At 58.0% G+C, this 18,439-nt stretch carries 24 protein-coding genes; 17 read left to right on the forward strand and 7 right to left on the reverse strand.

All coding sequences use genetic code 11. From position 1 onward, the window contains the following. Positions 1-51 precede the first annotated feature (51 nt). The 4 genes from rpsF (at position 52) to dnaB (ending at position 3,747) form a co-directional block, all read left to right on the forward strand. Entirely contained in the window at positions 52-339 is a 288-nt protein-coding gene (rpsF, locus tag IM764_RS08035) for a 30S ribosomal protein S6 (protein ID WP_099298580.1), read from the forward strand. 90 nt (positions 340-429) lie between these two features. Further along, a complete protein-coding gene (locus tag IM764_RS08040) occupies positions 430-1,035 on the forward strand; it encodes a single-stranded DNA-binding protein (protein WP_099298515.1) in 606 nt (201 codons plus the stop codon). A gap of 90 nt (positions 1,036-1,125) precedes the next feature. Continuing rightward, entirely contained in the window at positions 1,126-1,578 is a 453-nt protein-coding gene (rplI, locus tag IM764_RS08045) for a 50S ribosomal protein L9 (protein ID WP_099298514.1), read from the forward strand. Positions 1,579-2,271: 693 nt separating this feature from the next. Next, positions 2,272-3,747, forward strand: a complete 1,476-nt coding sequence (gene dnaB / locus IM764_RS08050; protein WP_099298513.1) for a replicative DNA helicase — start codon at positions 2,272-2,274, stop codon at positions 3,745-3,747. A 54-nt stretch (positions 3,748-3,801) separates the two neighbouring features. On the opposite strand, the gene IM764_RS08055 is transcribed toward dnaB, so the two are convergent. Then, the gene (locus IM764_RS08055) at positions 3,802-4,284 is read right to left on the reverse strand and encodes a MarR family winged helix-turn-helix transcriptional regulator (RefSeq protein ID WP_194187488.1); all 483 of its coding nucleotides are present in this window, start codon (positions 4,282-4,284) and stop codon (positions 3,802-3,804) included. A gap of 141 nt (positions 4,285-4,425) precedes the next feature. Between IM764_RS08055 and IM764_RS08060 the strand changes: the two genes are divergently transcribed. From IM764_RS08060 to IM764_RS08070, 3 genes are read left to right on the forward strand one after another with little or no spacing between them, the layout of a single operon-like run. Continuing rightward, positions 4,426-4,968, forward strand: coding sequence for a YceI family protein (locus IM764_RS08060; RefSeq protein ID WP_099298511.1), 543 nt, complete (start codon positions 4,426-4,428; stop codon positions 4,966-4,968). Positions 4,969-5,008: 40 nt separating this feature from the next. Continuing rightward, positions 5,009-5,524 (forward strand): CrcB family protein, encoded by a 516-nt coding sequence (locus tag IM764_RS10550; protein ID WP_099298510.1) that lies wholly within the window; start codon positions 5,009-5,011, stop codon positions 5,522-5,524. Beyond that, positions 5,521-5,934 carry a CrcB family protein gene (locus IM764_RS08070; RefSeq protein WP_099298509.1) on the forward strand — a complete coding sequence of 138 codons (414 nt, stop codon included), beginning with the start codon at positions 5,521-5,523 and terminating at the stop codon, positions 5,932-5,934. Before IM764_RS10550 ends, IM764_RS08070 begins: the two co-directional genes overlap by 4 nt. Before the next feature lie 22 nt (positions 5,935-5,956). Here IM764_RS08070 and IM764_RS08075 read toward each other — a convergent pair whose 3' ends face one another. Next, entirely contained in the window at positions 5,957-6,463 is a 507-nt protein-coding gene (locus tag IM764_RS08075; protein WP_099298508.1) for a hotdog fold domain-containing protein, read from the reverse strand. Between the two features lie 87 nt (positions 6,464-6,550). Here IM764_RS08075 and trxA point away from each other — a divergent pair, with 87 nt between their 5' ends. Beyond that, positions 6,551-6,934: a thioredoxin gene (gene trxA / locus IM764_RS08080; protein WP_099298507.1), complete on the forward strand. Its 384-nt coding sequence runs from the start codon at positions 6,551-6,553 to the stop codon at positions 6,932-6,934. 25 nt (positions 6,935-6,959) lie between these two features. On the opposite strand, the gene IM764_RS08085 is transcribed toward trxA, so the two are convergent. Then, entirely contained in the window at positions 6,960-8,018 is a 1,059-nt protein-coding gene (locus IM764_RS08085; protein WP_099298506.1) for an NAD(P)-dependent alcohol dehydrogenase, read from the reverse strand. 76 nt (positions 8,019-8,094) lie between these two features. Between IM764_RS08085 and IM764_RS08090 the strand changes: the two genes are divergently transcribed. The 4 genes from IM764_RS08090 to IM764_RS08105 all read left to right on the forward strand — a co-directional run bounded on the left by IM764_RS08090 (position 8,095) and on the right by IM764_RS08105 (position 11,705). After that, on the forward strand, positions 8,095-8,904 hold the full coding sequence (locus tag IM764_RS08090) for a PspA/IM30 family protein (protein WP_099298505.1): 810 nt from the start codon (positions 8,095-8,097) through the stop codon (positions 8,902-8,904). Positions 8,905-9,027: 123 nt separating this feature from the next. Then, complete coding sequence (locus IM764_RS08095) at positions 9,028-10,596, forward strand: MDR family MFS transporter (protein ID WP_370551574.1); 1,569 nt, start codon at positions 9,028-9,030, stop codon at positions 10,594-10,596. A gap of 39 nt (positions 10,597-10,635) precedes the next feature. Beyond that, the gene (locus tag IM764_RS08100) at positions 10,636-11,190 is read left to right on the forward strand and encodes a lipase family protein (RefSeq protein ID WP_099298504.1); all 555 of its coding nucleotides are present in this window, start codon (positions 10,636-10,638) and stop codon (positions 11,188-11,190) included. Then, a complete protein-coding gene (locus IM764_RS08105; protein WP_194187489.1) occupies positions 11,172-11,705 on the forward strand; it encodes a lipase family protein in 534 nt (177 codons plus the stop codon). The genes IM764_RS08100 and IM764_RS08105 overlap by 19 nt, the downstream gene beginning before the upstream one ends. A gap of 87 nt (positions 11,706-11,792) precedes the next feature. Here IM764_RS08105 and IM764_RS10485 read toward each other — a convergent pair whose 3' ends face one another. Beyond that, on the reverse strand, positions 11,793-11,915 hold the full coding sequence (locus IM764_RS10485) for a hypothetical protein (RefSeq protein WP_255510487.1): 123 nt from the start codon (positions 11,913-11,915) through the stop codon (positions 11,793-11,795). 284 nt (positions 11,916-12,199) lie between these two features. Here IM764_RS10485 and IM764_RS10490 point away from each other — a divergent pair, with 284 nt between their 5' ends. Further along, the gene (locus tag IM764_RS10490; protein WP_255510489.1) at positions 12,200-12,331 is read left to right on the forward strand and encodes a hypothetical protein; all 132 of its coding nucleotides are present in this window, start codon (positions 12,200-12,202) and stop codon (positions 12,329-12,331) included. A 258-nt stretch (positions 12,332-12,589) separates the two neighbouring features. On the opposite strand, the gene IM764_RS08110 is transcribed toward IM764_RS10490, so the two are convergent. From IM764_RS08110 to IM764_RS08120, 3 genes are all read right to left on the reverse strand, one after another. Then, positions 12,590-13,348 (reverse strand): decaprenylphospho-beta-D-erythro-pentofuranosid-2-ulose 2-reductase, encoded by a 759-nt coding sequence (locus IM764_RS08110; RefSeq protein WP_194187490.1) that lies wholly within the window; start codon positions 13,346-13,348, stop codon positions 12,590-12,592. A 40-nt stretch (positions 13,349-13,388) separates the two neighbouring features. Beyond that, positions 13,389-14,813 carry an FAD-binding oxidoreductase gene (locus IM764_RS08115; protein WP_194187491.1) on the reverse strand — a complete coding sequence of 475 codons (1,425 nt, stop codon included), beginning with the start codon at positions 14,811-14,813 and terminating at the stop codon, positions 13,389-13,391. 75 nt (positions 14,814-14,888) lie between these two features. Beyond that, positions 14,889-15,182, reverse strand: coding sequence for a hypothetical protein (locus IM764_RS08120; RefSeq protein ID WP_099298499.1), 294 nt, complete (start codon positions 15,180-15,182; stop codon positions 14,889-14,891). Between the two features lie 181 nt (positions 15,183-15,363). Between IM764_RS08120 and IM764_RS08125 the strand changes: the two genes are divergently transcribed. The 4 genes from IM764_RS08125 (at position 15,364) to IM764_RS08140 (ending at position 18,435) form a co-directional block, all read left to right on the forward strand. Further along, on the forward strand, positions 15,364-15,954 hold the full coding sequence (locus IM764_RS08125; RefSeq protein WP_099298498.1) for an N-acetylglucosamine-6-phosphate deacetylase: 591 nt from the start codon (positions 15,364-15,366) through the stop codon (positions 15,952-15,954). A gap of 47 nt (positions 15,955-16,001) precedes the next feature. Beyond that, positions 16,002-17,174, forward strand: a complete 1,173-nt coding sequence (locus tag IM764_RS08130; RefSeq protein ID WP_099298497.1) for a hypothetical protein — start codon at positions 16,002-16,004, stop codon at positions 17,172-17,174. 62 nt (positions 17,175-17,236) lie between these two features. After that, positions 17,237-17,971, forward strand: a complete 735-nt coding sequence (locus IM764_RS08135) for a GtrA family protein (protein ID WP_099298496.1) — start codon at positions 17,237-17,239, stop codon at positions 17,969-17,971. Then, complete coding sequence (locus IM764_RS08140) at positions 17,968-18,435, forward strand: GtrA family protein (RefSeq protein WP_228073621.1); 468 nt, start codon at positions 17,968-17,970, stop codon at positions 18,433-18,435. Before IM764_RS08135 ends, IM764_RS08140 begins: the two co-directional genes overlap by 4 nt. Positions 18,436-18,439 lie beyond the last annotated feature (4 nt).

The raw sequence follows: 18,439 nt of genomic DNA on the forward strand, positions 1-18,439 counted from the left end.
CCAAAAAGGGTATGGCCGAAACTACAAAGACCATAGGAGGTGATGAGGTCCGTGCGTCAATACGAAATGATGATTATCATCGACCCTTCCCAGGATGAGCGCACCGTTACCCCGTCGCTGGACAAGTTCTTGGATATTGTCCGCAAGGAAAACGGTAAAGTCGAAAAGGTCGACGTCTGGGGCAAGCGTCGCTTTGAGTACCCAATTCAGAAGAAGGAAGAGGGCATCTACGTTGTTCTCGACCTGAATTGTGAAGCAAGTACCGTGCAGGAGCTTGACCGCGTCCTCAACATCAACGACACCATCTTGCGCACCAAGGTGCTGCGCAAGGACCAGTAATACGGTTCTTGATCTTTCCAGAAACCGGATAGTTTCTGGTCACTGACACCACCACACCACTTCACGAACACAGAGGAAAAGGCTCGAGTTATGGCACAGGGAGATACTCCGATCACTGTGGTTGGCAACCTCGTTGCTGACCCCGAACTGCGCTACACCCCTAACGGTGCAGCCGTAGCAAACTTTCGCGTGGCATCTACGCCGCGTCGCTACGATCAGCAGGCCGGTCAGTGGGTTGACGGCGATGCCCTGTTCCTAACCTGCAACGTGTGGCGCCAAGCTGCGGAGAACGTGGCGAACTCCCTAACCAAGGGTGATCGCATCGTTGTCACCGGACGTTTGCGCCAGCGTTCCTTTGAAACTCGTGAAGGCGAGCGCCGTAGCGTTATGGAAGTTGAGGTCGACGAAGTTGGCCCATCTTTGAAGTATGCAACCGCGCAGGTGCAAAAGGTAGCCCCTAACAGCCGCGGAGGCGGCCAGGGCAGCAACTTTGGTGGAAATGGCGGAGGCCAATCGAACTTCAACCAGGGTGGTCAAGGCTCTGCACAGGGCTTTGGCGGTCAGAGTAACTCTGGCAATGGCGGAAATGGCGGTAACCAGGGCTTCGGTGGACGTAATGCGTCTCGCGACGACGACCCATGGAACTCCGCTCCGCAGTCCGGTTTCGGTGGTGGCGATGAAGACCCACCGTTCTGATTCGCCAGTTGACTAGTTGACACTAGAAAACTTTTTAAACGCTTAAAGTCACACTCCAATGCACAACATTGCACAACGAAAGGCTGGATCATGAAGCTGATCCTCACCGCCGCCGTTGACAATCTCGGTGTTCCCGGCGACATCGTTGAAGTCAAGGCTGGCTACGGACGTAATTACCTGCTGCCTCGCGGCTACGCCATCCTGGCAACCCGCGGTGCAGAGAAGCAGATCGAAGGCATCAAGCGCGCTCAGGAAGCACGCGAGATCCGCGATCTGGATCACGCACGCGAAGTCAAGCAAGAGCTGGAAAACCTCTCCGGTGTAACCGTCCAGGTTCGCACCTCCGAGGCTGGCAAGCTGTTCGGATCTGTCACCGCTGATGACGTAGTCGCAGCAGTGAAGAAGGCCAATGGCCGTTCCCTGGACAAGCACTCTATTGCCTTGAAGAAGAACGAAGTGAAGTCCACGGGTATCTACGCCGTGGATGTGAAGCTGCAGAAGGACATTGTTGCTTCCCTGAACTTCGAGGTTGTTGCTCAGTAGTTCTTACCTGCTTTCTGGCTACCGGTAGAGATATCGATAGTGAACGGATGGCCGCGAAGAACTGCGCCTAACGCAGCAGCAAGACAGTTATTTAGCAGCATGCCTGCCTACCGCTTGGCCTAGACACCCAAGACGCGTGTTCTCTATTGGGGGAGCACGCACGGCTGGATGGGATCCTGCTCACTGAAATTGAGACACATATAGACAACAGCGCGCCTCAACTTGGGCCCCGTGGTGATTTCTTTCCTATGTATCCATAGGGGAAATTGTTCCGGGGCCTTCGGTGTATTTTCCGCACGCTTTGGAGATTTCCTGGCCTGTGCAAAACTTCCTTGGGGCAGAGCTGGAAGATGTGAATAAAAGGTGAAATCAGCGAATAATGCGTGACCTGCGGGTATAGAAGTATTGACTTACCGCGAGCTGGGAAAACGCTTATCCCCAAGTTATCCACCGCAATAAACGGTGAATAACCCGTCACGGCGCATGCTCTGACCTGCGGGTTTGTAGAAACGCGCAGGTCGCGGACTTGCGTATCCACAGTTTATCCACAGGGCCAACTGGGGAAAAGGAAACTGTCCACACCTTATCCCCAAGTTATCCACAGTGCGCTCTGTATAGTTGTGGATAACTCGTTTGTGGGCGATGTTGGCGAAGGAGTTTAGTAGTGTCTCGCCGCGCGCTAGAGTACTTCTCATGAGTACACAGGGACAGGGTATGCCGGACGAAGAACAGTGGGCTGCGGGCTACGGCGATTTCCCTGAAGACGGGGGAGCGCCAGGGGGATGGTCGCGCGGTAAGCCACAGGGGGATAGGTACCGCGCGCAAGACCTTGGCCGCCAAATGCCGCAGAACGTGGAGGCGGAACAGGGCGTGTTGGGTGGCATGATGCTCAACAAGGAAGCAATCGCTGACGTGGTGGAAAAGCTCACCACGGATGATTTCTACCGTCCCGCCCATGCCACCATCTTTAACACCGTTCTGCGGCTGTACGGCGAAGGCAAGGAGATTGACCCCGTCATTGTGGCGGGACGCTTGGATCGCGATGGGCAGCTGGATAGCGTGGGCGGCGCCACGTATCTACATAGCATCATTTCGCGCACTCCCACCTCAGCCAACGTGGGCTTTTACGCCAGCTTGGTCGCGGAGAAGGCCACGCTGCGGCGGCTGGTGCAGGCGGGAACGAAGATCGTCCAGTTGGGCTACTCCGGCATCGAGGGCGCAGAAGTGGCCACTGTGGTGGATAACGCCCAGCAAGAGATGTTCAAAATGACGAACACTGCTGCTGCGGAGGATTACCAGATCTTCTCCGAGCTTTTGGATGACACGATGCAGGAGATCGAGGAGAAGGAGGCTGAAGGTGGCCTCGCTCAGGGTGTACCTACGGGCTTTGTGGATCTGGATGACATGACCAATGGCCTGCACGGCGGACAGATGATCATCGTGGCTGCGCGACCTGGTGTGGGCAAGTCCACGCTCGCCTTGGACTTCATGCGTAGCGCATCCATTAAGCACAAGAAGACGTCTGCACTGTTCAGCTTGGAAATGAGCAAGTCTGAGGTGATGATGCGCATCTTCTCGGCGGAAGCAGAAGTGCATCTATCCGCCATGCGCGGTGGCAAGATGGATGAGGATGACTGGAAGCGCCTGACTTTGCGCCTCGGAGAGATTGACCAGGCACCCATCTTCATCGATGATTCTCCCAACCTGACCATGATGGAGATTCGCGCAAAGGCCCGCCGTTTGAAGCAGCAGCACGATCTCTCACTCGTGGTGGTGGATTACCTCCAGCTGATGAGCTCGGGCCAGCGCGTGGAATCCCGTCAGCAAGAGGTCTCGGAGTTCTCTCGTCAGCTGAAGTTGTTGGCTAAGGAAGTCGATGTCCCGGTGATCGCCATTTCGCAGCTTAACCGTGGTGTGGAATCTCGTGGCGATGACGCACTTCCCCGAGTCTCTGACCTGCGTGAATCCGGTTCCCTGGAGCAGGACGCGGACATGGTCATGTTGATCAACCGTCCAGACTCGTCTAACCGAGATCATGAGCGTGCTGGTGAGGCGGACATCATCTTGGCGAAGCACCGTGGTGGTCCCATCGGCACGGTCACGGTGGCCCACCAGCTGCAGTACTCAAAGTTCAGCGACATGGCGCGCGATTACAGCTCGCCGATGTAGGCAACCGCGCCGATACCTGAGCGGCTGATACCAGGGTAGGGAAGAGCCGCGTTCTTAGTCGCGGAAGTGTGCCGCCAGTTTGCCGAGGATGCGGGTGAGATCCTCGACGTCCTCGGCGTCCAATTGCTCGAAGAAATGCTCGCGAACAGCCCCGGCGTGCCCGGGAGCTGCGTCTTTGATGATCTCCATGCCGTGATCCTCAATGGCCACGAAGGCGCCGCGGCGATCGTTGCTGCACAGCTCTCGGCGAACGAGACCGCGCTTGGTCATGCGGGTGATCTGGTGGGAAAGCCGGGATCGATCCCATTGCAGGGCATCTGCCAGTGCGGCAATTCGCTCGCGCTTTTCTGGGTGCTCGGAAAGATACACCAGCACCCCGTAGTCTGCCAGGGAGATTGCGGAATCGTTCTGCATTTGCCGCGCCAAGGCGGTGTCTAGGCGGCTGGTGACCAAGATCCAATCGCGCCACGTGCTCTGTTGGGCATCGGTGAGCCAAGGGGAGGCAGGGGTGAGTGCTTGTTCGTTAGTCGCTCTCATAGCTCTCATTTAATCACATCGACCAAGTAGTTGACACATCACCTATATGCGGTTATTGTTGTTTCCGGAACGCCAACACCACTGGATACGGCGCTCACCAAAAGATTTCTCCCAAAGAAGTTCCCAGGAAAGGAATTCACAATGTCTAACCTCAACAATTACGCAGGTACCTTTGTCATCGACCCAACCCACTCCGAGATCGGCTTCACCGCTCGCCACGCCATGGTGACCAAGGTTCGCGGTTCCTTCACCGAATTTAGCGGAACCGCATCCTCCGAGGAGAATCTCAACAATGCGCAGGTCAACGTAGAGATTGACGTTAACTCTGCGGATACCCGCAACGCTGATCGCGATGGACACCTGAAGACCGGCGACTTTTTCGAGGTAGAGAAGTTCCCAAAGATCACCTTTACCTCCACCGAGGTCACCGCCAAGGATGACGAGACCCTGGTCGTCACCGGCGATCTGACCATCAAGGACGTCACCAAGTCCGTGACCATTGATTTCGAGTTCAACGGCGAGGCCGTGGATCCATTCGGCAACACCCGCGTGGGCTTCGAAGGCCAGACCACCATCAACCGCAAGGACTTCGGTCTGAACTTCAACGCTGGACTGGAAACCGGCGGCGTGCTGGTCTCCGAAAAGATCGTCCTGAACTTCGACATTTCTGCAATCAAGCAGTAAACAGTTGTAGGACTCATAGTCGCGCGAGTATTCTGCGCCTATGACACGGCAGCACCGCTTACCTGACACGGTTTCTAAGCCGAACAGGAAAGCGGTGCTGTTAGTTTTTCTCGGCGGGGCACTAGGCGTGTTGATCTCTACTCTCATCCGCGTCCAGGGTTTGCGACTCATCGGCTACGAAGCGCTGCCGTTGTTGCTGGTCAACGTGGTGGGTGCCATGTTGCTCGGAGTGTTGGTTGGTCTCATTCCCGACGCCAAAGATCAGCGACGACTATTCCTCGGCACCGGCCTGTTGGGCGGTTTCACGAGTTTCTCGGCGATCCCCGCTAGCCTCTTTCCTCCGCTGAAGGCCGTGGCCGAGATGCATGGAACGGCAGGAGCGCCCAGCACCTATAGCACTGAGGAGATCGGCCGAGATCCAGTGTTGGACCATACCGGCTTGGAAGGCCTCATTTTGGCGCCCGTATCTCTGCTGGTGGGAGTCCTAGCCGCCGCGTTGGGACTGTGGTTGGCGCAGAAATTGATTGATCGACGCCAAGCTGGTGACCAGTCATGACTTGGATTCTCATTGCCGTGTGTGGTGGCCTGGGCGCCGTGGGACGCTACGTGATGGAGCAGTACCTCAAGGGTTCGCGAGGATGGAGCCCCTTGAGCACGGTTTCGGTGATCAATCTGCTGGGTAGCGCGTTGCTGGGCCTGCTGACTGGGATCATCTTTGTGGCTGTGGAAGCACAACCACAAACAGTGATGGTTCCCGCAGCGGTATCTGCCGCCGCCGTATGTGGAGGTTTCACCACTTTCTCCACCGCGATGGTGGAGGAGGTAAAACGAGCGTGGGGTATGTGGAATTCTATAGCAAGCCTGGTGTTCAACTTGCTCTTCTGCGTGTTGACTTTCGGATTGTTGGCCCTGATAGGGACCTTTTTGGGCAGCCTGATCTTCCAAGTTCCGTATTTCCCTGTGTGACCCCAGACGCGGCCCAAAGAGACTACTTCTTCGCCGTGACCCAAATATCAATCTCGGCGTAGACGGGCTCCTTGCCCGCAGCATCGGTGTAATGAATGGTCACAGTCACCGTTTGGCCACCGGATTCCTTGGTGATCTGGGAAAAATCAGGCAGCTCGGCAGTCGCCTTGGCGGTCAGTCCGCCCGTGGACTTAGTCAGGTACTTGGTGCGCATCCCTTGCGGCAGCCAGCGGTGCGTGGCAGGGAGTGAAGCCTCCGCCAACATGCCCATCGCCATCTCAGCCACATTGCAGGCGGCAATCGCGTGAAACGTTTTGATGTGATTGTTCACGCCAATCCACTTTGGTGCTTTGACCTCGGAGTATCCGGGGCGCATATCGATCACATGCGGAAAGACCGTGCCAAAGTACGGTGCCTTGGCACACACCGCGACGGAGAAAAGCCGCGAACCCCCGGGCTTGGAGGAAAGCTTCTTCCACATGGAGAAAGTTGAGGAAGGGTTGGAGTTGGCGTCGAATTTGGAAGACATGAACCACAGCTTAACCGAGGGAATAAGAAATGGGTCGCGTAGCGTTGATAATGAACAACGAACCGCTAAAGAAAGGGAAGTTACAAAATGGCTACCGTAGAAATCACCGGCGAGAACTTCCAGGACACCATCTCTGAGGATGGCGTGGTGCTGCTGGACTTCTGGGCAGAGTGGTGCGGCCCTTGTAAGCGCTTCGGACCAATCTTTGAAGAGGTCAGCGAGCAATTCCCTGATCACACCTTCGGCAAGGTTGATACTGAGGCTAACCAAGAGCTGTCCGCAGCACTGCAGATCCAGTCCATCCCTACGCTGATGGTCTTCCGCGACGGCGTACTGCTGGCTCGCGAGGCCGGACTGCTGCCTGCTGCTGCTCTCCAGGAGCTCATCGGCAAGGCCGAAGAGCTGGACATGGAAGAGGTGCGCAAGCAGATTGAGGCTGCTCAGGCTGAGCAGCAGCAAGCAGGGGAGTAACCCACTGCTCTAGTAGCTCCGGCTGCTAGAACGTTGCCGCGTCGATGACGAAGCGGTAACGCACGTCAGAATCAATGACGCGCTGGTAGGCCTCATTGATTTGCTCCGCAGGGATCACTTCGGTCTCTGCGGTGATGTTGTGTTCGGCGCAGAAATCGATCATGTCTTGGGTCTGCTTGATGCCGCCAATGGCGCTGCCCAGCACGCTGCGACCCTTGCCGATGAGCAAGCCGGCAGGGATCTGCATTGCTTCCGTAGGCAGGCCCAGCAGAACCAAACGGCCCTTGCGGCCAAGCATCTTGATGAACGAATTCACGTCGTGAGGTGCGCTGACGGTATCGATGATTACGTCGAAGGTATTGCGGAAGGGCTTGTCGAAGCCCTCGTCCGCGGTGGCCACGTAATTGGTGGCACCCAGCCGCAGGCCGTCGTCCTTCTTGGACAGGCCGTGGCTAAACACGGTGACCTCAGCGCCCATCGCAGCGGCGATCTGCACGGCTACGTGGCCGAGTCCGCCCATGCCCACGATGCCCACGCGGGAACCAGGGCCCACGCCCGCGTTCTGTAGTGGGGAGAACGTGGTGATTCCCGCGCAGAGCAGGGGAGTAGCGGAGGCGGCCTGCTCGGATTCGAGGTCGCTGAACGCCTCGGGGATGCGGATGAGGAAGTCCTCACGGCACACGATGTGCGTGCTGTAGCCACCCTGGGTGATGCTGCCATCGTGGCGATCCACACCGTTGTAGGTGCCCGTGGCGCCTTCTTCGCAGTAGTTTTCTTCATTGTCGACGCAAGCACTGCACGTGCCACAGCTATCGACCAAGCAACCGATGCCCACCACATCGCCTGTGGTGAACTTCTGCACGTCGGGGCCAGTCTCGATGATCTTGCCGATGATCTCATGGCCGGGAGTCATGGGGAAGTTATCGTGGGGCCAATCGCCGTTGACCGTGTGGATATCTGAGTGGCAGATGCCAGCCCAGCGGATTTCGAGGAGGCAATCGTCGGAGCGGAGTTCGCGCCGAGAAAGCGTGGATTTGGTGAGTGGGGAGTCAGATGATTCGGCTGTGTAGCATGCAACGTCCATGGGGAAAGTCTACGCTTGATGGCAAAATGCGCCTGTCCCACTGTTGATAGGTCACACCGCGATCTAAGGAGAGCTCATGGCTAATCCGTTTTCTAAGGGCTGGAACTATCTTCTGCAATCCCTCGATACCAAGATCGAGGAGAATGCAGATCCCAAGGTGCAGATCCAGCAGGCTGCGGAGGCTGCCCGTAAGCAGCATGCGGAGCTGACCAAGCAGGCCGCAGCGGTGATTGGTAACCGGAATCAGCTGGAGATGAAGCTGCACCGCCTGCAGGAGGACACGCAGCAGCTTTCCGATAATGCGCGCACGGCGATCCAGCAGGCGGACAAGGCCACCGCCGAGGGCGATGCAGCGAAGGCCCAGGAGTTGAACCAGACAGCAGAAGTGTTTGCATCTCAGCTGGTCACGGTGGAAAATGAGCTGGAGCAGACCAAGCAGATGCACGCTGGTGCCGTGCAGGCCGCTAAGCAGGCCGAGGCGCAGAAGCAGCAGGCCGATATGCGCTACCAGGAGCAGCAACAGCAGATTCAGCAGCTGCAGCAGCAAGTGGATCAAGCCAAGATGCAGGAAGCTACTGCGCAGTCCGTGCAGCAGATGAATGGCATGCAGGGTCTGCAGGACGATGATTCAGTGCCCACGTTGGATGGCGTGCGAGACAAGATCGAGGCCCGCTACGCCCGCGCATTGGGCGCTCAGGAGCTGGTGGAAGGTTCCGTGCAGGGGCGCATGGATGAGATCGCGGCTGCGGGCAATGACATGAAGGCCAACTCTCGCCTGGAGCAGATTCGCGCGGAGATGAAGGGCGAGCTGGAATCCGGCGATGGTCAGCCGAGCGGTGACGCGCAATCCGACGACTCGGACCCTTACCTCGGCGAAGAAAAGTAGACACATCACCCACCGCTAACCCGAAAAGGTTACACAGTGGATGCACATCTGCTTTTCTAGTTTGCGCGAGGGCGCAGGCGGGCGTACTTTGAGGCGTCCGCACTTAAGAAAGACGTCCTCGTGGTGACTAATAACGAACCTCATTCCCCGCAGCCGAATCCGGCGCACACCCAGCCTGAAGATAACACCAATGTCGGTCTCCTGATCGGCATTTTGGTTGTTGCCGCCTTCGTGGTGATTTTGAACGAAACCACCCTGACCGTGGCCTTGCCCGTCCTCATGAAAGACTTCGGCATTACGCCCGAGGCCGCTCAGTGGTTGACCACCTCATTCATGGTCACCATGGCCGTGGTCATCCCCACCACCGGCTGGATCATGCAACGCTTTACGCTGCGCTCTATTTACATCTTCGCCCTGCTCACGTTCCTCGCGGGCACCATCTTGGCCGCCGTTTCGCCCACCTTCGCGGTGTTGCTGCTAGCCCGCATCATCCAGGCCTGCGGAACTGCGTTGGTCATCCCACTGTTGATGACCACCATCATGAGACTGGTCCCCGTGGAGCGCCGCGGTGGCGTGATGGGCTTGGTGTCCGTGGTTATCGCCGTGGCCCCTGCGATTGGCCCCACGTTCTCTGGCTTCGTGTTAGAGCACCTGACCTGGCACTGGACCTTCCTGCTGATCATTCCGCTGGTGGTCATCACGTTGATTATCGGCGTGTGGCAAGTCAAGAACTTCGAGACACCGAGCCGTCCTTCCCTGGACGTCTTGTCCGTCATCCTGTCCGCCGTGGGCTTCGCGGGCCTGATCTACGGCATGGCCGGCTTGGCGTCGCTGGCTGAGGGCATTCCGTGGGATCGAGTGGGCATCCTGGCCATCGCCGTTGTAGTGCTGGCAGTGTTCTTCTCTCGCCAGAATTCGCTGGCGAAATCCCAGCAGGCCGCGATGGCCAAGCAGGAAGCTACCGCTGGGGTGGAAGGCGCTGACGTCGATCACAACATCCCAGCGCCACTGCTTAACCTGGCTCCGCTGCGCTCTCGTGAGTACGTGCTCTCGCTGGGCCTGATGCTGGTGAGCTTCTCCATGCTGTTCGGATTCATCATTCTGATGCCGCTGTTTGGCCAGAATGTGCTGGGAATGTCCGAGTTTGAAACCGGCCTGGTCTCGTTGCCAGGTGGTTTGTTGATGGGCGTGCTGGGTCCGATTGTGGGGCGGATTTACGACGCCAAGGGCGTGCGCTTGCTGATCATTCCTGGCTCGATCCTGCTGGCTTTGTCCATGTTGGGCTTCGCCTCGCTGAACCCTGATTCCACGGCGTGGCACCTGACGGGCTATGCGGTGCTGCTGAACTTGGGCATTGCTTTCTTGATGACCCCGTTGATGTCTAACGCGTTGGCTTCCGTGCCGAACCACTTAGCATCGCACGGTCAGGCGATTCTCAACACGTTCCAGCAGATCGCGGGTGGTGCCGGTACCGCCATTTTCATCGCGATCATGACTTTTGCCTCTACGTCGAAGGCGAAGGATGGTTACACGGATCCGGTGACGATTCTGAACCATGGCATTCATGTGGCCTTCATGTTCGGCCTGATCGTCTTCATCATCCCGATCTTGTTCTCTATCTTCGTCAAGTTCGATGTGCTGCGAGACAAGAAGCCGGAAGATGCGGCTCAAAGCGCAGTAGACGCACAGTAACTCTTTGTCCGGATTTGCCGGTAAACGCGGTAAGTCGCAGTGGAGGATCCGGCAGATCAGCCGGAGTTTTACGAGGTGCCTGAGGGGGCGGATGTCAGCGCACTCCCGCCGGGCACGGTTCTGCGTGAGCGGACCTTCAAGTACTACGTAGCCACCATGGAGACTTCGTGGGACGTGACGCAGCTTCTCTACGTCACAACCAGCGCGCTCGGGGTTCTTGAGCCCAATGTGACGTCTGTCCTTCATCCTCCACAGGAAACCGATGGCAGCATTGTTGCTTACCAGTCCTTTTATGACACCTCGAACCCGTTCGATAATCCTTCGCGCAGTATTGCGGGCAACCTCAGCCTTGGCGGATTGATCCCTGCTTTGGAAAACGTGTTTATTTTGCCGGCACTGCTGGCGGGGCACTCTGTGGTGGTGGCGGATACGCAGGGTAAGGACGCCAACTTCGCGGCGGGACCCGCCTATGGAGCGGCTTTGGATTCGTTGCGAGCTGCGACGGCTGCTACGACGACTGAGCCGCGATTCGGGCGCGCGAGTATGCGCCGGAGATCGAGCAGCGACTCATTGGTGTGGCGCAAGGCGGTTTGATGGTGAACCAGATTAATAACCTGAGTTATGCGTTCGATGGCTTGGTCTGGTCGGGAGTGGTTGGGCTAGCGCTGTCATCCCTTGGTGATACCTATCAGGTAGACATCTCCGAGTACCTCAATGAGTACGGTCTGGCGGCCTATACGGACACGAGGAATCTCTCGATCATTGAAGCGCAGTACCGTTACCTATCCTGGAAGTGGACGGACATCGCAAAGCCGGAATATCCGAACCTGAATGAAATTCCTGAGCTAAAAAAGATCATCGATACCCTCAATATGGGCGCATGGGATTCTCCGAAGATCCCCATGTTCATTTTTCAAGGGGCGGGAGGTGAAAAGGAGGGCACTTCTGTCCATCCTGAGGTGGGAATGAGCGATGGCATCATGGTGACAAAGGACGTGCGAACCCTGGCTCGCGAGCTAGTTTCAAGGCGCGGCCGCAGCCAACAACTGCAATACGATCCCCGAGGGAAACACGTTGTGATCTGGCAGCGAGCCGTGGCTTTAAAGTAGGGTTCGCAAGGATTCCAGTGCTCGTGGCGATGTTGGGTCAAGGGGGCTGCCGGAGGGGGGTGGCGACATTGTCATTATCCTCACTCGTTAGAAGTCGTAAATTTCAGCAAGCTGCAGCCCATCGGCGGCCAGCGAACCAGCAACAATGTCGTGGCGCCTTCTGGCGAGAATGTTAGTGATGTCTGCTTGTATGTAGATCTTGCTGTTCACCCTCCGCTCCACTGGGCTCCCTGTCTACCAACTCGCTTGGTGCACGCGCCACGGGAGACTCTGTTCCACCGAAGCAGGAGATGGACAACGCATTTGGCTGCCACTCTCCGCAAGCTGATCAAAATGCCAAGAAGATAGTTTTGCTTGTACACGGAGTGGGCGGCAATGCCCAGGCGTGCTTCTCTTGGAACTATGTCCCTTAGCTAACCGCTGAGGGATTTGATGTTTGTTGGGTCGATCTGCCGCATAGCGGTCGGGGAGACCTCACAGAAGCAGCCCAGTACGTGATGAACGCTGTGAAGCTCGCGCATCGCCGTTTGGACAAGAACACCAGAGTTGTCGGCCACAGCGCTGGACCTCCAGCGTCCGTGTGGGCACTTCGCTATGACGAAGAGGCTGCGGAAAATGGTGGATGACTTTGTTGCCGTCGCGGGAGCCATCCACGGCACAGCGTTCTTTATGCGCTCAACAATGACGGTCCAGCAGACCCAGCAGCGTTTGGAGAACCTCGCTACACCTCGGAGCCACCATTCCACACCGATACGCAAGCCGATGTTACGGATCCTGTTGATCCGGACCGGATTGCTGCCGGATCATCGGAACGAATCGGCGATAATTTGGAAACCTTTGGAGACGCAGTGTTGGGTAGCGCCAGCGGCTCCAACTAATCCGAGCTAGATAGGCAGCTTGCGCAGAATTGGCAGTGGCAGGTGCTTCAGAATGAACATGATGGGCTGGAACAACGGGTGGACCCAGATCACGGTCTTCTTGTTGTCCACAGCCTTGGAAATGGCCTTGGCCACGTCCGACTTGTTCACGGTGAGCGGAGCATCCTCCAGGCCCTCCGTCATGTTGGTGCGTGCCTGACCAGGGCGCACCGTCAGCACGTTCACGCCAGTTCCGCGCAGCGCCTCGCCGAGCATGCGGTAGAAGCCATCGGTGCCAGCCTTGGAAGAGCCGTAGACGAAGTTGGAACGGCGAACCATCTCGCCAGCTACGGAAGAGAACACCACGATCTGACCGTGGCCCTGCTTCTTCATTCGCTCAGCCAGCAGCACGCCCACAGAGACCGCACCTGTGTAGTTGACCTGAGCAGCCAAAACGGCGCTCTTCTGGTTCTGCCACTGCTCCTCGTTGTCTCCGAGAATGCCGAAGGCAACGATAGCTAAATCGATATCCCCGTCCGCCCAGATCCTTTCAAAAAGATCAGGGTGGGAATCGAAATCCGTGGCGTCGAAAGCAAAATCGACCACCTCCGAGGCGCCGGCTTCATTCAAACGAGCGTGCGCACTGTCCAGGGACTCGCCCTCGCGAGCCGCCAAGATAACGCGGGCGGAACCGCGAGACAAGAACTCCTCGACAACCGCGAGACCCATGTCCGAGGCACCGCCGAGCAGAAGAATGGACTGAGGCTTACCAACAGCGTTGATCATGAAAAACTCCTTGAAAGAAGGTGCAATATATGGGTGCGGATTAAAGCTCGAGGCGGCGGGACATATCGGAGGCGAACACGCCGGTGGGGTCGATCTCCTGGCGAGTCTTGAGCCAGCCTTCCAGGCCTGGGTACATCCGGTGGAAGTTCTCCGCGGACGTGCGGGACTCCTTGGCTAAGTACAAACGGCCACCAAACTCCAAGACACGCTTATCCAAATTATCCAAGAACTGGCCCAAGCCCGGCTTGATGGGGAAGTCCACACAGACGTTCCAGCCCGGCATCGGGTAGCTCAGTGGCGCGCGGTTGCCTTCGCCGAACAGCTTGAACACGTTCAGCGCAGAGTAGTGACCGGAGGACTGAATGTCCTTGATGATCTGCTTAAACGGCTCCACAGCGTCCATCGGAACCACAAACTGGTACTGCAAGAAGCCCTTGGAACCGTAGCCGCGGTTCCACTCACCGATGAGATCCAGCGGCTGGTAGAACTGCGTGAGGTTTTGCACCTGGTTCTTGTAGGTGCCGGACTTCAACCACCACAGCTCGCCGATCGCTAGCATGGACAGTTTGTTCATCGTGAAGTTCGGGAAAATGTCCGGCACGGTCAGCAGCTGGGGAGCGTTGAACTTCAATGGATCCTTGGCCAGCTTGGGGCTCAGTTCCTTCAGCTGATCCAGCGTGGCTAACGAGCCACGGGAAATCGCTGCGCGTCCCAGCTTTGGCTCTGGGGAGATGGCATCGAACCACGCAGAAGAGTAGGTGAAGTTGTGCTCGGAGCCGTCCGAGTGGAACTCGATAGTCTCGTCCAAGTTTTGAGTGAGATCGCCGTCCGCGATGAAGTACGCGGTTTCGGTGCGAGTCATCTTGATGCGAGCGCGCAGGATGATGCCCGTCAGACCCATGCCGCCCACGGTGGCCCAGAACAGCTCGCCGTCCGGATCATCCACGGAGCCTTCTGGCTCGAGGTGCAGAACACGACCGTCTGCGACCAGGAGTTCCATGCTGGCCACGTGGTTGCCAAAGGATCCCGCGGAGTGGTGGTTCTTGCCGTGAATGTCCGGACCGATGGCGCCGCCGATGGTCACCTGGCGAGTGCCGGGAAGAACAGGAACCCACAGGCCATAAGGCAGTGCAGCCTTCATCAGCTGGTCCAAGGTCACGCCAGCGTCCACGTCCACGATCGCGGAATCCGGATCGATGGAGTAGATGTGGTTGAGCTCCTGCATGTCGATGACCAAGCCGCCACCGTTGAGGGCTGGATCGCCGTAGCTGCGGCCCATGCCGCGGGCGATCACGCCGCGCTTGAGGTGGTCCGGCTTATCTGCGTTATCGTCTGCGACCTGCGCTACTGCGGCGGAGATCTCTTCGATATTCGAGGTGGAGAGCACCTCAGCGGTGGACGGCTGTGTGCGTCCCCAGCCGGTCAGGGTCTTGGTCTCAGTGTGAATGCTGGTCTGCATTGTCATGCGATCCAGAGTAGCCGGAACGATGGAGATATTTTTAGTCCAACGCGCGTCTGTGCGCTGGCTGGCAGGGAGTTCTCAGTAGAGATCCATGATTTCCCGGATCTCTTCGGGCAGGTCCTCAACGTCCTTGATCTCCTCGCCGTCCCATTCCTTAAGGATCTCCATTACCCGACGCCGACTCGTCGAATCCATGATCGGAAGCTCTTGTGCCATGAGTCTCGTCATGAAGGGGGAGAGGGGGAGGTTAGTGCGTTCTGCAGCTTCGTACGTGGAATTCTGGCCCACACCACCGACGCGCACGGGAGCTGCGCGCTGTTCTTGCTCTTCAGGGCTGCGTTTTTTGCGGGAGAAAATGTCGAAGACTGCCATACGGTTAGGCTACTCGGGGATTGGGATGCATAGCTCAGCGGTAGGCAAGCTCCGGAAGTGGGGAGTTCCTTACCCATCGACAGTGTGGGGCACGGTCAATGCAGGCGTGGGATTGGCAGCACTGCTGGACGAAAGCCGCTAGAGAAATTTTCCTGTCTCGGCGGGGTGCTATACAAGAGGCATGAGCGAACCAACCGCCACCGCCGAACCGCAATACGACCCCCTCATGGTGGTCGCAGTCCACGGATTCACCGTGGCTATCTGGCAGGTAGAGACGGACCCCACCGTCACCCGCGGAGATTTCTCGGGCGCGTGGCTGGTGACAGAATCCGGCATCCACGGCTTTGCGGCGGAGGCAGACTGGATCGATGACCGTGCAGACCAAGCGGCAATGCTCGTGCACCTGCTGCGCTACCCCTATCTACCTGCCGAAGGGACCACCCACGAGGAAATTGAGACGCTGAAGGGCCAGGGTGGCGTCGGAAAGAAAACAACCGCTACGGAACTTGAGCGAAAGGCACACGAGGCGGTCGAGCACGCACGTGCGGAATTCGCTCGGTTGGCGCCTGGCAAACCGCAACCTGCATGGGGGAAGATCGGGAAGATCGAGCCGGTGGAGGGCCCTGCGCCGCAGGAGCACGATGAGGCCGCAACTGAGGCCATCGAGGCGGCGATGAATACCGCGCGTGGCCTGCGCGTATGGCTGCGAGAAAAGCAAGCATTTGAGAAAGTGCGCGCGCGGCGACTGGATCCTTTGTACGACGTGGAGTGAAGCTGCTCGCACAGCGAAGCAGACACAGCCCAACTATTGTGTGTTGCATGATCGCCACGCATGCACACAACCCGGACCGCGCGCCGTCGTCGGGTCCGGATAACGTGGTGGCTCTCACGGCACGGGGGACGATGAACCGAGGGGGACGCGGTAACGAAGGCGGCCGTGAGGAAACAACCGGCTCGCAAGGCGAAGAGCGCAGCCCACACGGACTGCTGACACTCAGCATCGAACACGCGATTCCGCAGGTGGGGCACTACACGCGGCTGCTTTCGGCAAGCACGGCAATGTCCGTCGCGGAACTCGTAGAGGCGATCTTGGTGGCCTATCGCTGGCCCACCACTCCCGAGTATTGGACCCTGCGCGTGAAAAACCGTGGCTTGGTGACCATGTACGCGCCGGGCAAACTAGGCGCCACAGAGCAAATGCTTGGCGTGCGTAGCGCCGGAAAGAGCGTGGGCGAGACCCTGAGTAAGGGATGCGTGGCTCAGCTCCAGGTGGGGGAGATGGCCTTCATCGTGCACGCCACCGACGTGGTGAACCACCAAGACGCAGACCCCACAGCTGTGCTGCTGGGCGCGGAATTCCTCCCCGCCGCTGATCAGTTCGGCCGTCCGCTTCCGGAGGCCGATGCGCTGCATCCACTGGGAATTCCCACCGCCGTGAGCCTTAGCGAGATCAACATCGAGCTGGCGGGTGAAGACACCGTGGAGCACGTAATGGCGCACGTCCAGCCGGAGCTCAAGGCGCTGCTGCACGATGGCGAGCTCTACGAATTCGTGCCGTTGCTGCAGGCTTTGGACTTGGAACGTCTTGCAACGGTCTCCGACCATGCTGCAGAACTGCTGACGGATGCTCCGAGTGAGGACTCTGCCGTGGGGCGCGCGGCTGCGTGGGCGCGGATCGTGGCGCTGTCCACCTTGGTTGATGGCGATAGCGTGGACGAGGTCAGCGAATCATTCATGCAGGCGGTGGGGTATCGCCGTGGTGATGTTGCTCACCTGCCGCAGATGGACTCCGCTAATACTGGTGAAAATCTGGACCCTGAGGATCCACTGACCGCCACCGAAATCCGCGAGCTTTCCCGCCCTACTGGCCACCTGTTGGCCTTGGCCGGAGCTGGTGGTTGGGGCGCGCGTCCTGGCGAGCCCGTCCCCCTGGTTCCTCGCTGCTCCGTGGTGGAGCGGCTAGAGATGTACCGGTTCTTGTTGCAGCGCTAGTAACTCGGCGCGCCGAGGCGGAAACTGCCTGGAACGGGGCGTAGTGTAATTCTCGATTTCCTATGACTAAACACAGCACAAACGAGAATCCCGCTGAGCGACCCGCGGCGAAGGAATCCTCATCGGCCCTAGAGCGCAGCAGGCGCATCGCGCGACAATTCATGCGCTTCGGAATTGTTGGCGCCTCTGGTTTTCTGGTGAACCAAGCGGTGTTTGTGCTGGCTAAGAAGATTTCCCACGATGGCTTCGAGCTGTCTCCCTATGACGTGTTCCTCAATCTACTGGGCACCCAGTTCAACCTGCGCTGGCACCACGTCTTTTCCATCCTGGCGTTCTTGGTGGCCAACATTTGGAACTTCGTACTCAACCGCTATTGGACGTTTGGCGGCGCGGAAAAACAGAAGTGGTGGAAGCAGCTGCCGCAGTTCATGGCGGTGGGAATCTTTGGCCTGATCATCACGTTGGCTGTCTCTACCGCTCTGGTGAATCCGGAGTCCCCCATTGCTCTGCCGGAAAGTTTCTTCGACGATTCCACTGGTCTGCGCACTAAGGCGTACTGGGGCAACTTTATCGGTGTGATCGTGGCTGTGCCGGCAAACTTCCTGTTCAACAAACTGTGGACGTTCCGCGTGGTGCGGGAAAAGCGTGATCACGTCTCTCACGATCCGAAGCCCAAGCACAAGGATCCTGAGGACACGGTCGGGGCTGTGGGTGCTGTGGTGACGGGTAAGGAAGAGGCTGGTAAGCACTCTGCTCAGAAGCCCAATGTCACCCAGGAGGATACGAACAACCGATGAGCTCGAACCAACCCGCCAACTCGATTGACGAAACCTCTGAGCCAGCCGCCCACACCTCCGCCGTGGGGCATCTGATGAACAATCAGCTGGTCCGCTTCATCCTCGTGGGTGGTTTCAGCGCCATAGTCGATTTTGGTTCCACGTCCCTGTTTACGTGGGTCTTTGGATTTTCCGACGCCACCGCCAAGACCCTTGGCTTTATCCTCGGAACGCTGACTGCTTACCTCATCAATCGGCGTTGGACGTTTAAGGCGGAACCTTCGGTTACCCGCTTTGTCATCACCATGGTGACCTACGCGCTGACTTATGCGGTGCAGGTGGGGCTGTATCTGGTAAGCATCCCGTGGTTGGCGGACATGGGCCTGGACGGGTTCTGGGTGCGGCTGTTCAGCTTCGTCATTGCCCAGGGTACGGCCACGGTACTGAATTTCCTGATCCAGAAGTTCTTGATTTTCCGTACCTAGTTCG

It is taken from the genome of Corynebacterium sp. ED61 (assembly GCF_015233855.1).
Taxonomy (GTDB): Bacteria; Actinomycetota; Actinomycetes; order Mycobacteriales; family Mycobacteriaceae; genus Corynebacterium; species Corynebacterium dentalis.

Excerpts from the sequence above, each read along its gene's own strand:
- IM764_RS08040 (WP_099298515.1), top strand. The coding sequence starts at position 430 with ATGGCACAGGGAGATACTCCGATCACTGTGGTTGGCAACCTCGTTGCT.
- rplI (WP_099298514.1), top strand. The coding sequence starts at position 1,126 with ATGAAGCTGATCCTCACCGCCGCCGTTGACAATCTCGGTGTTCCCGGC.
- dnaB (WP_099298513.1), top strand. The coding sequence starts at position 2,272 with ATGAGTACACAGGGACAGGGTATGCCGGACGAAGAACAGTGGGCTGCG.
- IM764_RS08055 (WP_194187488.1), bottom strand. The coding sequence starts at position 4,284 with ATGAGAGCGACTAACGAACAAGCACTCACCCCTGCCTCCCCTTGGCTC.
- IM764_RS08060 (WP_099298511.1), top strand. The coding sequence starts at position 4,426 with ATGTCTAACCTCAACAATTACGCAGGTACCTTTGTCATCGACCCAACC.
- IM764_RS10550 (WP_099298510.1), top strand. The coding sequence starts at position 5,009 with ATGACACGGCAGCACCGCTTACCTGACACGGTTTCTAAGCCGAACAGG.
- IM764_RS08070 (WP_099298509.1), top strand. The coding sequence starts at position 5,521 with ATGACTTGGATTCTCATTGCCGTGTGTGGTGGCCTGGGCGCCGTGGGA.
- IM764_RS08075 (WP_099298508.1), bottom strand. The coding sequence starts at position 6,463 with ATGTCTTCCAAATTCGACGCCAACTCCAACCCTTCCTCAACTTTCTCC.
- trxA (WP_099298507.1), top strand. The coding sequence starts at position 6,551 with ATGGCTACCGTAGAAATCACCGGCGAGAACTTCCAGGACACCATCTCT.
- IM764_RS08085 (WP_099298506.1), bottom strand. The coding sequence starts at position 8,018 with ATGGACGTTGCATGCTACACAGCCGAATCATCTGACTCCCCACTCACC.
- IM764_RS08090 (WP_099298505.1), top strand. The coding sequence starts at position 8,095 with ATGGCTAATCCGTTTTCTAAGGGCTGGAACTATCTTCTGCAATCCCTC.
- IM764_RS08110 (WP_194187490.1), bottom strand. The coding sequence starts at position 13,348 with ATGATCAACGCTGTTGGTAAGCCTCAGTCCATTCTTCTGCTCGGCGGT.
- IM764_RS08115 (WP_194187491.1), bottom strand. The coding sequence starts at position 14,813 with ATGACAATGCAGACCAGCATTCACACTGAGACCAAGACCCTGACCGGC.
- IM764_RS08120 (WP_099298499.1), bottom strand. The coding sequence starts at position 15,182 with ATGGCAGTCTTCGACATTTTCTCCCGCAAAAAACGCAGCCCTGAAGAG.
- IM764_RS08125 (WP_099298498.1), top strand. The coding sequence starts at position 15,364 with ATGAGCGAACCAACCGCCACCGCCGAACCGCAATACGACCCCCTCATG.
- IM764_RS08130 (WP_099298497.1), top strand. The coding sequence starts at position 16,002 with ATGATCGCCACGCATGCACACAACCCGGACCGCGCGCCGTCGTCGGGT.
- IM764_RS08135 (WP_099298496.1), top strand. The coding sequence starts at position 17,237 with ATGACTAAACACAGCACAAACGAGAATCCCGCTGAGCGACCCGCGGCG.
- IM764_RS08140 (WP_228073621.1), top strand. The coding sequence starts at position 17,968 with ATGAGCTCGAACCAACCCGCCAACTCGATTGACGAAACCTCTGAGCCA.